At 58.8% G+C, this 13,826-nt stretch carries 9 protein-coding genes and 3 pseudogenes; 3 read left to right on the top strand and 9 right to left on the bottom strand.

Features of this window, described 5'->3' with window-relative positions; translation table 11 throughout:
* From CWO91_RS28280 to CWO91_RS28270, 3 genes and pseudogenes are all read right to left on the bottom strand, one after another.
* Positions 1-276 (bottom strand): annotated as a pseudogene (locus CWO91_RS28280) (YncE family protein); the annotation flags it as partial.
* A gap of 356 nt (positions 277-632) precedes the next feature.
* The gene (locus tag CWO91_RS28275; protein WP_165405759.1) at positions 633-1,529 is read right to left on the bottom strand and encodes an alpha/beta fold hydrolase; all 897 of its coding nucleotides are present in this window, start codon (positions 1,527-1,529) and stop codon (positions 633-635) included.
* A gap of 45 nt (positions 1,530-1,574) precedes the next feature.
* Positions 1,575-2,495, bottom strand: coding sequence for a DUF1127 domain-containing protein (locus CWO91_RS28270; protein WP_130218219.1), 921 nt, complete (start codon positions 2,493-2,495; stop codon positions 1,575-1,577).
* Positions 2,496-2,651: 156 nt separating this feature from the next.
* On the opposite strand from CWO91_RS28270, the gene CWO91_RS28265 reads away from it, so the two are divergent.
* Positions 2,652-4,226 carry a winged helix-turn-helix domain-containing tetratricopeptide repeat protein gene (locus CWO91_RS28265; RefSeq protein ID WP_130218217.1) on the top strand — a complete coding sequence of 525 codons (1,575 nt, stop codon included), beginning with the start codon at positions 2,652-2,654 and terminating at the stop codon, positions 4,224-4,226.
* A 379-nt stretch (positions 4,227-4,605) separates the two neighbouring features.
* Here CWO91_RS28265 and CWO91_RS28260 read toward each other — a convergent pair whose 3' ends face one another.
* The 6 genes and pseudogenes from CWO91_RS28260 to CWO91_RS28240 form a co-directional block, all read right to left on the bottom strand.
* Positions 4,606-5,982, bottom strand: a complete 1,377-nt coding sequence (locus CWO91_RS28260) for an FAD-dependent oxidoreductase (protein WP_130218215.1) — start codon at positions 5,980-5,982, stop codon at positions 4,606-4,608.
* A gap of 639 nt (positions 5,983-6,621) precedes the next feature.
* Entirely contained in the window at positions 6,622-6,816 is a 195-nt protein-coding gene (locus CWO91_RS28255) for a hypothetical protein (protein ID WP_130218213.1), read from the bottom strand.
* A gap of 213 nt (positions 6,817-7,029) precedes the next feature.
* Positions 7,030-7,440, bottom strand: coding sequence for a phasin family protein (locus tag CWO91_RS28250; protein ID WP_130218211.1), 411 nt, complete (start codon positions 7,438-7,440; stop codon positions 7,030-7,032).
* A 531-nt stretch (positions 7,441-7,971) separates the two neighbouring features.
* Positions 7,972-8,793 (bottom strand): annotated as a pseudogene (locus tag CWO91_RS45540) (transposase); the annotation flags it as partial.
* Positions 8,777-9,130: pseudogene (locus CWO91_RS45535) on the bottom strand (transposase). The pseudogenes CWO91_RS45535 and CWO91_RS45540, both read right to left, overlap by 17 nt.
* Positions 9,131-9,944: 814 nt before the next feature.
* Positions 9,945-10,592 (bottom strand): FkbM family methyltransferase, encoded by a 648-nt coding sequence (locus CWO91_RS28240; protein ID WP_130218228.1) that lies wholly within the window; start codon positions 10,590-10,592, stop codon positions 9,945-9,947.
* 1,136 nt (positions 10,593-11,728) lie between these two features.
* On the opposite strand from CWO91_RS28240, the gene CWO91_RS28235 reads away from it, so the two are divergent.
* Complete coding sequence (locus CWO91_RS28235) at positions 11,729-12,043, top strand: co-chaperone GroES (RefSeq protein WP_091898696.1); 315 nt, start codon at positions 11,729-11,731, stop codon at positions 12,041-12,043.
* A gap of 83 nt (positions 12,044-12,126) precedes the next feature.
* Positions 12,127-13,767: a chaperonin GroEL gene (gene groL / locus CWO91_RS28230; RefSeq protein ID WP_091898698.1), complete on the top strand. Its 1,641-nt coding sequence runs from the start codon at positions 12,127-12,129 to the stop codon at positions 13,765-13,767.
* Positions 13,768-13,826 lie beyond the last annotated feature (59 nt).

Genomic DNA, 13,826 nt, shown 5'->3' with positions numbered 1-13,826 from the left:
GATCTCACCGCTTGGATGCACGGCAAGATTGGTCGGCGGCCCAAAGATGCTGTTCTCGAGTGCAATGCTCGTCAGGATCTTCGGGTTCTCACGGTCGCCGATGTCGATGAAGGAGATCGTATCCTTGCCGGGCGGCAGGTAGACCGTCTTGCCGGCGTCGTCCCACAAGACCTTCTCGTCGTTGCCGGACACGAGAATCTGTGCGCCACCGGTCATCGGCAGCGCAAGGAAGACCGCACCGACGAGCACAGCGATACTTAAATGCCTCTGCTTCATGATTCCCTCCTTCCTTGCGGGTGTGGACCTGCCTTGTGTCCCTAGCGAGCCTGATTGGCGCCCGAAGCTGACAGTTCGGTAATCAGGATGCGCCCGCTGCGCCGTACCGGCAAGCCAAATTGGAACGGCACGGAGGACCGCCGTCTTAGTCGTCAACTATATCGGGTTATCTGGTGTTCCTGGCCGGAGAGCCAGTAGAGGAATTTGCGGTATCACCACGTCGGCATGGGGATGTCCGCAACTGGCCGATGGCGAAGTTCGGCTTGGCTCCTAAAATGGTCTGCTGATCGGGACAAAACCGAAGTGCCGAGCCGTTTGTCAAACCGACGCTCCTGACCCAGACCGGACTTACGGCGCTAATGTTTGCCCATAAACGTAAGAACAGCCTGATCGTACGCGTCAGGAGCTTCTGCAGGCACGGTGTGCGAACTTCCGACAATGATGATCCTCTCGCGGTTTGGTAGGCAGGTCTCTAGCTGGTCGAAAATTCGATAGAAGAACTTAGGACTTCGCTCACCATTGGACAAAAGCGTTGGCGCACTGATCGACTTGGCCATTTCGCATGTGAACACTGGCCTCGGGCGTTTCGTTGTGGCGTCGGCTTGAAATGACGCCACGTTGTCGAAGTTCATCTCCTGGTCGGCATTGGAACGACGTTCATAGGCGCCCGGTCCGCCGACAGCATTCACGAACAGCGGTATGCCGGCTTTCACGTCGCCTGCCTTAACTGCCTGCCCTGCCGGCGCCTGGGCATTGTCCCACTCTTTCAACATGTCGTCGACGCCGGGAACGCCGGCCAGGATTCCAGTCGCCGGTGGTTCGTTGAGCGTCAGGCTGACCACCATTTCCGGCCGTATGGCGGCAAAGAACAGCGCCGCATGCGCGCCGGACGAATGCGCAACGACGCGGACCTTCGACAAGCCTAGAGCCCGCACAAACGCGGCAAGATCCTCGCCGTGCGCATCCGCGGCGCCATCCGGCATGCCCTCGGGGTTTGCCTCATTTGGGAAGTGGTTGCGGCGGCTATAGGCGATCGCCCGATAGCGATCAGCGAACTTGGGAAGATGTGCCAGCCACATTCGGTAGTCTTGGAGCCCGCCGTGGACGAATATGACCGGCTCGCCCTGACCTACTTCCACATAGTAAAGCTCAGCCCCGTTTGCAGTGACGCGCTTGACATCGTCTGAATGGGCGGCGTCAACGCTGATCAACATATAGGACGCTGCGGCCAAATTAACGAGCAGGCGAAGCATTGGAGTCTCCATCAGGGTCGGTGCCCACAACGAAGGTCTAGAAGGTTAGTCATGGAGGAGTGCTGCTTCCGCAGGCGCGTTGTCATGGGGCCGCACGAATACAAAACGGGACATTGCTGGGACTTCGGAATCGTCGTGGCCATCCTGACCAATGAGAATGAGCCCTGCACCGCCGTTGGCCACCGTCAAGATGACCGGATCATCCGACCACGTCCGAATCGGCTCCATCGCGATAATGAGGAACTCTCCGATTGGTTGATCCAAATACTGAAGCCGGAGTTGCGGAGCGACTTCGGCGGGTGCGAGGCCGAGACCCCGTCGTTGTGCGTGCGCATACATTTTCCGTAGCGGTACCGTCTCGCTCTGAATCCCGAGTTGGGCCGCCGAGACGATAACGAGATCGAGGTCGGCCTTGTTGCCGCTCACTGTGAAGGCTGGTCGAGCAAGGACCTCCGCGGCCGAGTTTCCGACGCCGCAACCCATTGCGCTCATTGCGTCGCGAAGCGCGACCGGATCCCTGAACGTCCCTATTGCAATCGTCTTCCAGATTGGAACATCGGCGGCGGAGCTAATCGGATCCTGCGGGTCGGGAGCCGCCGCGGCCGTACTAAGCAACAGGCGATTGCGCAAAACGTCCTGCGCTGTACATTGCGCTTTGGCTCCGTATACCGGTACGAAGTTAAGCGCGGTGCAGAGCAACAAGAGAAGAAGCGTGCCGGCGTCGTATCGATCTGTCGTACGATATTGCCTCACGATGCTTCGCTGCGACGCGACGTAGTCGATCTCGCCCCGAGTCGTACCGATATCCGCCAGCTCCCGGTCGCTAAGACCAAGTAGGGTTGCTCGGACAATCCGGCGTGCGCGCCATTCTTGAAATGCACTCCAGAAGCCCTTGAAAAGGGCGCCGACTTGACCCGTTGGTGCGGCAGCCCGTCGCAGCCTCCTGGTGCCGTAAGTCGTGCTCACCGGCAGCTCCCCTCGGCTTGTTTCTGCCGAGTGAGCGTGCCAGGATGCCGTCGGACACGCTTGACGTGCGGCTTACATTTTCCTTACCGACGGCTTATTTCTTTTGAATCGAGGCGACGCCTCTGTGCGGCGCAGATCTTTTTGCGGAGTGGCAGCTTGCGCTACCTCTTCGAGGAGTACGTATTCGACACTGACCGGCGGGAGCTGCATCGCGGGGCTGATTTCGTCCCCCTCGCGCCTCAGGTGTTCGACCTCCTCGCCTACCTGATCAACAACAGAGAGCGCGTCGTCAGCAAGGATGACCTCATCAAGGCCATATGGGACGGGCGCGTCGTCTCCGATGCAGCCCTGACGACCCGCCTAAATGCAGCTCGATCGGCGATCGGCGATTCCGGCGAAAAGCAGCGGCTCATTAAGACCCTGCCGAGGAAGGGCTTCCGCTTTATTGGTGCGGTACAGGAAGCTCACAGCGCCTCTACCTTGCCGGTCATCGAAGCCGACAGGGAAGCGCCAAAACCCACCCTCCCGGTCCTCGACAAGCCGTCGTTGGCCGTTCTCCCATTCACTAACCTGAGCTCGGATCCGGAGCAGGAGTATTTCGCCGATGGCATGGTTGAGGATATCATCACCGGCCTTTCACGGTCTAAATCGCTGTTCGTCATCGCGCGACAATCCTCTTTTATCTATAAGGGCCAGGCTATCGACGTCAGGCAGGTCGGGCGCGAGCTAGGCGTCCGGTATGTACTCGAAGGCAGTGTGCGCAAATCCGGCGACCGAGTTCGCATTCCCGGGCAGTTGATCGAGGCCACGACGGGCGCCCATCTTTGGGCGGACCGCTTCGACAGCCAACTCAACGATATCTTCGATCTGCAGGACCAAGTGACGAGCAGCGTGATTGGCGCACTCTTTCCTCAATTGGAGCGGGCCGAGATAGAGCGCGCAAAACGCAAGCCAACCGAAAATCTTCAGGCCTACGACTACTATCTTCGTGCACTCTCGAGCTTCTATCAATTCACCCGCGAACAAAACATTGAAGCCCTCAGACTGACCCGGCTTGCTGTCGAGATCGATCCCGGATTGGCCGCAGTATACGCGCTTGGTGCTTATTGTTATCTGCAACGAAAGGTCTTCGGCTGGACGATCGACGCGGATCAAGAATTTAACGACACCCGACGATTGGCAAGTCGCGCCATTGAGCTCGATAAGGATGATCCGACTGTACTCGTGAGGGTTGGGCAGGCAATTGCCGCTGTACTGTATGAGATAGACGATGGCGTGGCCCTCGTCTTCCGAGCGCATGAGCTTAACCCCAATCTGGCTGTCGCACGGTACACTATTGGCTGGGAACACATACGCCGCGGCGAAATAGAGGCGGCGCTCAAGCAATTCCATGCCGGGGTGCGTTTAAGCCCCATGGATCCGTTTCTTTTTCTGATGCAGACCGGAATAGCGGTTGCGCATTTCTTGACAGGTCGATACGAGGAAGGGTCATCATGGGGCAAGTCGGCTGTGCTGCACCGGCCCAACTATCTAAACGGACAATTTATTCTGGCGATATGCCAGGCAATGTCTGGAAGGGTTGAGGAAGCCCGGATGATCGGGGCGCGCCTGCTGCAAGCGAAACCGGCTCTGCGCGTCTCTACACTCGTTCCCAAGCTCGCTAGAATTTACAAGCAGGAACACATCGAAAGGATAGCGCGAGCTTGCCGCATCATGGGCCTACCCCCGTGATTGCGTGCCGGGGAAATGCCGATCTCATTTTAATCCCGTCAACCGCGCAGTATGGAATGTCCGCTCCCGGCCTATCGCTTCCGTTGACGCAGTGCAGCTACATGTCGGTTCACAGGGGTAGGCCGGAAGTTCGCATCCGAGAGCCAAACCGACGCGGTTGACCCACTTGCGACATGGGCCACTCGCCTCCCCGGGGCGGCGCGCACCAAGACCGCCCACTCGGGACGGATGCGTACTTCGCTGCCGTCGCCACGCAGTTGCAAACGCGCTTACGCAACCTACCGGGACCGCACCGCGCATTGAGATTGAGTACTAACGCCTCGCGATGCTATTGGCTGAGCGCTTAAAGGGTGTCGATTGAGACATGTCGCCACCGTGGCTAGGCGGCTTGGCGCCCCTGACCAAGGTCAGGATGCTGCATGTCCCGACTTCCATTCCACACTTTCAGCGCGTTCGCTGGGCTTAGCAACGCGGTTGGCTGTTGCATAAGGTTGGCCACTTCCAGGAACCTGGTTGCCAGCGCGGCGTCACGTTGTGCCGCTCGGTAAAACTTCGCTATGTACCAGTTGACAAAGCGCACCTGCGCCGTCCGCTTGCCCTCAACGCGCGGGTTTTGCAAATCACTGCCCACGGCGATTTGCCAGGGAGTTTCAATGACCCGACTGGCCATCTGGAAGAAGCGGCGAGCAATTCCTTGTGTTCCTTTTGCCAAGCACTCGCGCAAGGCCAGCGATTCCACACAAGCTACCGTCATTCCCTGACCATAGACCGGATCGAAGCTGCACAAGGCGTCGCCATACACCAGATAGCCTTCCGGAAAGTGAGTCAGTTTCTCGTAGTGGCGTCGTGTGTTCGAAACAAACTTGTATGGCGTGAGCGGAGTAAGCGGCTCCGCATTCCGGATCACGTTAAATATTTCCGGCTTTTGCAACCCACGTGCAAACTCAAGGAAACCAGCATGATCCAGTGGTGCTTGATCGTCCATGTAACCGCCTAATGTCACGGTCCAACGTTCGCCCTCCTGTGGCAGAAGTGCACCGAAGCGAAAATCAGGCAAGCACGCTCCCATAAGAACGAACTTCCTGCCATGCAGGTAATTCTCCATATGTTCGGGCTTGAGACGACAGAAGCGGGTGACATAGCCGAGATTGACAGTGACCTGCTCCTCCGGCGGTTTTGCGAAACCAAACGCATTGAGCCATGTGGGGCTTGCTGACCCGCGACCGCTTGTATCAACGACGAGATCGGCTTCCAGGGTTTCCTTGTCGCCTGAGCCATTTTTTGACTGGACGCGAACACCGGTCACGCGGCCTGAGGGGCGATCAAACACCGGCTCCACAACGTCACGACGCTCCTGCACCCGAATGTTGGGTAGTTGAAGGAGCCGCCGTCGCACGAAGCCTTCCAGCGTGGGTCGGCTCACCCCGAGCCCAACCATCTTGCTGGGGGCGTTGTGAAGATAGACGCCGTAATTGAACCAAAGCCCATCGTTGACGATGTCCGCAGGTACCGCTCCCTGAGCGATTATTTCCTCAGTAAACCCGGGAAACGACTGCTCGAGTACCTCGCGCCCGCGGGCAAGCAATCCGTGCGTATGCCGTCCTTGCGGTACGCCTTTGCGCGTATCAGCCGAATCCGGAAGCGCGTCACGCTCAAGTATGGTCACTTCGTCGAAATGATCCGCCAAAGCGCGTGCGGCTAAAAGACCGCCCATTCCCGCGCCCACCACAACCGCGTGCTTGCCAACGTGTACCATCGACCCCTCCCGGCATTTACTTAACTGCAGGACGAAGCAGGACACTCGTTGAACATTCGCCGGTATTGCGCCCGGTGCAACATCATCGCGCCTTTCGGCACCACCCGCAAGGCTGCTCGAGAACGTGTTTCGGTTCTTTGATACCGCCCGGCCCGGTTCGCGATCGAGGGAACTCCTCAGAGCTGAACGTCTACCTGAGGACAGTTGAGGCGCTTGGCCTTGATCTACCGACCTCGATGCTGTTGCAGGCCAATGAGGTGATCGAATGAGGGTTCACTTTGACGCGGTGCATGAGTCCGAAAATGGCCCTTCTGCGACCTCGGGTGATGTCTGCTTTTCCCCCGCTGTTGAAGCTTGCGGAGTCCTAGACCTCGCATCGGCGGCGCGCTGCCCAGATCGCGCGCTCCTTTCAAAGCATTCCAATGAAAATAAAGAGCCCAACCTCGGCCAGGAAAGTGGCGCTCATGATGGCGACCGTAAGGAACACGTGGCTCGCCGATAGAAGGTTCATGAATGTCTCGCACCTTGTGTCCCGGCCGAAATCCATCAGCCGGTCATGCAGCTTGCGTCTGAAGGCCGCCGGGACCGAGACAAGATCAACAAAGCCGTTCGCCGTTGGGGTACTTTCGGGAGCCGCCGCTATGACGGCGCGATCCGGATGCCCGGCTCGTCGACCCAGGCTTCCCGCGCAAACCACGCGTGATCGGTGCGGCAGATTGGACAACGGGTGCGCGAGAAAAACACCGCGCGGCGCCCAAAGTTCTCGCGATCAGTCTGGATACCGGTGGGAATCGCGAGTCCGGTTTGCGGACATTTGACCATGACCATTCCCATGTTGCCCTCCCTTGCGATTTGTCTTTGTTGTGGTTTGCAGAAAAGCACCGGCCGGTTGGAATGCGCCTCTGGTCGGTGCGCGGTACTTGGGAGCATCGCGCACCTTGTTGATCGAGCATGGGGCAGTGGGGGGCGTGCTCGCTCAGCTCGGCGTGCTCCAACCGGCCGGATCCCTCCTCAAACGAATCTGGATGTGAAACTGAGCGCGCTTTTTTAGCCGCCGCCCTGGTGGAGAACCCTGGTGAAGTGCTTCCTGATCGGCTCACCCGTTTCCGTCGCGAGCTTCTGGGCAAGCGCCCACAATTCCTTGTTCTGGTCGGAGGCGGTGTCGAACGCCTTGCGCGCTTGCGCCGCCGACAAGGTATAGACATCGGTCGCTGACTTGCTGCCGAACAGATGGACGAAGAAATCGAGCGCAGAAGCGGCATTGGCGTTTGAGATTTCGAACACCTTGAGCCCGTAGTCGGTCGTGCATCTCGCATTGCTCGAATAGGTCTCGCGCAGCACCTCCGTCATCTCTTCCGATGCGGCCTTGATCTTCTCGCAGCCTTCCCGTGCACGGGCGAGGCCTTGCTCGGCAAGCTCGCGCCCCGCGCCCGGCAAGGCGGCCTTCGAGAAATCCAACCATGGCATCCCGAAAACATTCGTTCCGTTCGGCGTTAATTTCATTTCGCTTTCACTCACGCAACATTCCCTTTCTCAAGCGAAAGCATTCCTCGCAACGCTCGCTTGCGTCACGAGAGCTCACGCTCCGTGTTCGAAAGATTTTTGATGAGCCTTGATTTAGCCCCGACCCGACTTTGGGTTAAGAGAAACGGGAATGTCGGTTCGGTTTGCGACTCTCGCCCAAACTTTTTTTTGAGATTGTCAACACAAACGAAGGTATATGTGAGGAGTGTTGTGCATAACAGGAAGATCCCAAGGGTTTGGGAAGTTCCTTCCCCAGCGTAAGCATTGCAAAGGAGGCCGGCGCTAGCTGCCGTTCCGATCAAGCCTGCCGGTGAGCTCTGCGATTGAAGCTCAAAAACTTCAGTGCTCGACTTCCGCAAATGGCCGATTCCGTTGAAAAGGGAGCAGTAATGCCATGTAATGGCGCCGCCTCGGAAGCGGCCGAGCGGCGCTCCGTCGCGACGTGGCCGGAACTGCTCTACTGACCTATGCGAGCGTCGGGGTGGGCATCGGGATCAGCTTGGCCATCTTTCGAAGGTTTTGGGCGGTGGCTGCGAGGATGAACTCGTCGCACGCGCCGTTTGGACCTCGTAAACGCAAACGGTCGAGCTTGAGAATGCGCTTGAGGTGCACGAACAACATCTCGATTTTTTTGCGGAGCTGGCGCGAGGTGCCTCCCTCCCACGATCTCGCGATCTGGCTCGCCATGTCGCGCGCGCCCTCGTAGATCGAGCGGGGCACTCTCCGTGAAGCCTGCTTGGCGCAGCATCGGGGCTTCAATGCGCATCGATCACAATCGCGCTTGCTGGCGAGGTAAAGCATGGTGGCACCATCATTCACCAACGTTCCGGTCGTGGTAAGAATTTTGCCGCCAGGGCAACGATAGATGTCCCCAGCATGGTCATAGGTGAGGTCGTCGCGCGAGAAGATCCCGTCTGTGCGGGCCGACTTGTCGAACACTGTAACATGCGGCTCGATCCCGTGCTCATAGACCAGCCAGGCGAGCATCTCGGCCGAGCGATAGCCGCTGTCATCGAGCATCCGGCTCGGATAGAGATCAAACCGCTCCAGCCAGCGCTCAATCATGCGCTTGGCGGCCAATACCTCCGCCTGCCGGATTGCCGTCGTTGCCTCAACATCGACGATGATCGCGTTCTCGATGTCGACCAGATAGTTCGTCGAATAGGCGAAAAACGCTTGGCCGCCGTGCGCCCCCGTCCAGCGCGCCGCCGGATCGGAAGGCGATAAGAACTTCGGGGTAACCTCGGTCGCGGCTCCGAAAGCGGCATCATCAAGGACAGCCAGATACGATTGCTCGGCTGGTAGCCCCCGGCGGAAGTACCTTGTCGCCTTCGATCCCCTTCTGCCGATTGGCATCGGCCTTGATTAGGCTCGCATCGACTGCAAATCCCTCACCGCCGACCAGTCGTTCCTCGATGCAGCGGCGCAGCACGCTCTCGAACACGCGACGGAAGAGGTCGCTCTGCCGGAAGCGTCCCTGCCTGTTCTTGCAGAATGTCGAATGATCCGGCACCGCCCCATCCAGACCGAGCCGGCAAAACACCGGTAGGCCACATTGAGGTGAACCTCATCGCACAGGCGCCGCTCCGATCGGATGCTCGAAGCAGTAACCGATCAGGAGCATCCGGATCATCAGCTCGGGATCGATCGAAGGCCGACCGATGCTGCTGTAGAAAGGCGCCAGGTCCCGCCGGACCCGTTCAAGATCGACAAACCTGTCAAATCAACCGCAGCAAGTGATCAGTCGGGATATGTCTTTCGAGCGAGAACTCATAGAACAACGCGGTCTGTTCGACTTGCCGATGCCCCATCATGATCTTCAGTCCTGCCAATTAGACAGACTGAATCACTGATATCTCTGCGTCGCAACAGCCGCATTTTTCAACGGAATCGGCCCCGAGCCGAACAACGACTAAGTCGTCGTCACGTCGGCTGTCAGGGGTAGACCGGTCATTGGTCCACGCTCACCCTCAGTGTGCGGGCTAAAACGGACGTCCTTACGATTTGAGGGAAAGCAGTTTTGCGATCAGCGCGGCGGTCAGGTGGCGTGACCGTAGGGCGCGATGGCGTACACAAGCGCGCGGCGGTTATGCGCCGCCGGGTCTTGCTCGATCTCGCGAGCGGCTTGCATCGCTGCAAGAACAGTGGACCGCCGACGCGGTATTGACCGCGCCCGAGGAACAGCGACGCGGTGAAGTGATCCGCGTGGCGGATCACCTCGATCGCGCGGGTCTCGATCGCTCGAATGTCATCGGCCGATCTCCAGCGAAAGCGTTAGTGCTCGCTCGGGGGTCTGCAATGGCAACCGGAAACCGGAGTGCCCGTTCGGCTACCGATATCCCCTCGCCTTAATGATCACGAGTTGTGCAGCTTTGGGCGGCATAAGCGCGCTGGTCAGGTCTTCCATCGATGAATGAGGCGCTCGATATGAGTAGCCACTAGAAGTGCTTATTTTTGAGCAATACATCACCCTCCACTGCGCGGGGATAGTGGGCCGCCACTTCGAATGATGGTAACAGGTCAAGAATGGCTTGCAGGGACAACTGCCCTTCGTAGAGCTCGCGGTCGCTATATTCCGTGTAGATGAAGCGCGTGTTGCTCAAGGTCTGCATGCCGCCGGCGATAACGTCGGCTTCGGCTCCCTGGACATCCATCCAGATGAAATCGACCGTATTCAGCTTGGCTTCGCTGCACCAGTCGTCCAGCCGCCGCGTTTCAACCGAGACAGGGCGATCGAACCGAACCCAATCATACTCGGTAAGATGATTCTTCGGGCGGCGTATTGAGCCGGAGAGGTCCCATTCCTTCGCATCACCATCTGCATTGCTTGGATGGAAGTCGATCATCCCGTTTCGATCACTGATGGCGATTTCAAGCAGCTTCACCCTATTGAGGGATGGGCCTAGCTTCTTCTTGAAGCGCTCGATCGCTCTGGGGTCCGGCTCAAAGCAGTAGAGTTGAGCTTGCGGGCACAGGTTGAGAAACTGTTGCGTATCGGTCCCGTCATTGCAGCCGATATCCAGGATGACGGGATTCGGCTTCTGAAGAAGTGAGACAATATGCTGGTGTACTTCTACAGACGACACAGGTGCTTTTTCCATTTGGCGCGGAGATCGGGTGAATTTCGTCCTTGAAGCCGCAATCACACGGCAGACGCGCCGGTACAACGTATATCAACGTATATAATTCATATGCCCGTCAGTCCCCTTGATCCATGACGGCTATTTGGATGCCATCGACATCAAAAGGGAAAGCCTGTCGGACCGGGAGGTGCAGCGACTGCCCTACCCAGTCTCGGGAGATGCGCCAACTGTGAGCCAGATCGTCGTCTCCGGTTCGCCTTTTGGGGCAGCGGAAAGATCGGCTTCGCTCGAATGTCACCTGTCGGCTATTCTCCCTGGGGCGTGCCGGGCAGAGTGATCTCTCGTGCGCGGCAATAGCCAATCACCTCGATCACAGTTGCGCGAAATGTGCTCTGCCGACTGACGGTCGCCATCACAGATTCGCTGACGCAATTTGCAGCTCCGGGCGATCCCTTCCTCGGAATCATCTGTCCTTCGGAGAAGAGCGTACGCGATCAAAGCTCCGACGCAGAGTTGCTGCGCAAGCAAGCTCCGCGCCGATCGTCGCAGATCTCTTCGATCACTATCGGTCTACGAACGATCGGGGTAAATGCAACAGGTTTTGAGCGACCGTGCCACGGCTGGACATCGACAATTCGATACAATCCGATGATGGCCTCTCTTGCCGCCGCCTTTTACAGGAAACATCGCCTGAGTTTTCGAGATAGTTGGCATACTTGTTATTATGCGCGGCTACGTCAGATTCATCGAGCGCCGCTCTTCGATGAGTCTTGTGCACCGCACGCTTCGGCGGCGTCAGCTGTTAGATGCTGCCGTCAGACGAAGCAATCATGTGCAGCCCGGCCGCCGTCGTCGAAACACGCGGCGCTTCGATCGGTGTAACGGCCGCCGGTGCAATGTTAAGGAACTCTAGGCTTAATCCGGGTGTTTCGACGAAACGCAATGTCATTTTCGCAACAGCTTGGCAGGCTGTGTACCTAAGGGCGTTTGCTTCCGGACAAAGACACGCGCAGGCCAGGCAACGATTCAACAGAACTGCAGGCATGGATCTTCAGCTCATTTCTGGCCTGACTCTTGCTATAATTGGGCTGGTCACAATGTGCCAATCTCCAACTTGTTCAATCGCTCAGGAGTCCTGTATGAATTTCCGTCCGCTTCACGACCGCGTCGTGGTCAAGCGCATCGACGCCGATGAGAAGACCGCCGGTGGCATCATCATTCCGGACACAGCCAAGGAAAAGCCCTCGCAGGGCGAAGTCATTGCAGTTGGCCCGGGCGGCCGCGATGAGACCGGCAAGCTGATTCCGATCGACATCGAGGTCGGCAACCGCGTGCTGTTCGGCAAGTGGTCCGGCACCGAGGTCAAGATCGACGGGCAGGACCTGTTGATCATGAAGGAGAGCGACATCATGGGCGTTCTCACCGATGTGTTTTCCAAGAAGAAAGCCGCCTAACCCAGCGCTCGCACAGCTCACCCCTGACGAGCGCCCATCGGGCGCGCTGAAGGATGAGAAAATAAGAACTGAGGGAATTCTTTATGTCAGCCAAAGAAGTCAAATTCGGAGTAGACGCGCGAGACCGCATGCTGCGCGGTGTCGACATCCTCGCCAATGCCGTGCAGGTTACGCTCGGTCCGAAGGGCCGCAACGTGGTGCTCGACAAGTCGTTCGGCGCGCCTCGCATCACCAAGGACGGCGTTGCCGTCGCCAAGGACATCGAGCTCGAGGACAAGTTCGAGAACATGGGCGCCCAGATGGTGCGCGAGGTGGCTTCGAAGGCGGCGGATGCTGCCGGCGACGGCACCACCACAGCGACCGTCCTGGCCGCCGCGATCGTCCGTGAAGGCGCCAAGTCGGTCGCCGCCGGTATGAACCCGATGGACCTGAAGCGCGGTATCGACCTCGCGGTCGAAGCCGTCGTCGCGGATCTCCAGAAGAACTCGAAGAAGGTCACTTCGAACGAGGAGATCGCCCAGGTCGGCACCATTTCCGCCAACGGCGATGCCGAGATCGGCAAGTTCCTCGCCGACGCCGTGAAGAAGGTCGGCAACGAGGGCGTGATCACGGTCGAGGAGGCCAAGTCGCTAGAGACCGAGCTCGACGTCGTCGAGGGCATGCAGTTCGACCGCGGCTACATCTCGCCCTACTTCGTCACCAACGCCGACAAGATGCGCGTTGAGATGGACGACGCCTACATTCTCATCAACGAGAAGAAGCTCTCCTCGCTCAACGAGCTGCTGCCGCTGCTCGAGGCCGTGGTGCAGAGTGCCAAGCCGCTAGTCATCGTCGCTGAAGACGTCGAAGGCGAAGCCCTCGCGACCCTGGTCGTGAACCGCCTCCGCGGCGGCCTCAAGGTCGCGGCCGTTAAGGCTCCGGGCTTTGGCGATCGTCGCAAGGCAATGCTGCAGGACATCGCGATCCTGACCGGCGGCCAGGCGATCTCGGAAGATCTCGGCATCAAGCTCGAGAACGTCACGCTCAACATGCTCGGTCGCGCCAAGAAGGTGATGATCGATAAGGAGAACACCACGATCGTCAACGGCGCCGGCAAGAAGGCCGACATCGACGCGCGCGTGGCCCAGATCAAGGCGCAGATCGAGGAGACCACCTCGGACTATGACCGTGAGAAGCTCCAGGAGCGTCTCGCCAAGCTCGCGGGTGGCGTCGCGGTGATCCGCGTCGGCGGCGCGACCGAGGTCGAGGTAAAGGAGCGCAAGGATCGCGTTGATGACGCGATGCACGCGACCCGCGCGGCAGTCGAGGAAGGCATCCTGCCGGGCGGCGGCGTCGCCCTGCTCCGGGCCTCCGAGCAGCTCAAGGGCCTGCGCACCAAGAACGACGACCAGAAGACCGGCGTCGAGATCGTGCGCAAGGCCCTGTCCTGGCCAGCCCGCCAGATCGCGATCAACGCCGGTGAAGACGGTTCGATCGTGGTCGGCAAAGTTCTCGAGAACGAGCAGTACTCTTATGGCTTCGATGCGCAGACAGGCGAGTACAGCAACCTTGTCTCCAAGGGCATCATTGACCCGACCAAGGTCGTGCGCATCGCGGTCCAGAACGCCTCCTCGGTGGCAGCGCTGCTGATCACGACGGAAGCGATGGTTGCCGAGCTGCCGAAGAAGGCCACGGCCGGTCCTGCGATGCCTCCGGGCGCCGGCATGGGCGGTATGGACTTCTGATCAAGCCTCTCAAAGTGTCGATGACATGCAAAACCCTGGCAGGAATGCCAGGGTTTTTT

The organism is Bradyrhizobium genosp. SA-3, assembly GCF_004212635.1.
Lineage (GTDB): Bacteria > Pseudomonadota > Alphaproteobacteria > Rhizobiales > Xanthobacteraceae > Bradyrhizobium.
Note: the sequence above shows the minus strand (reverse complement) of the source record. Positions and strands in the feature narration are given on the sequence as shown.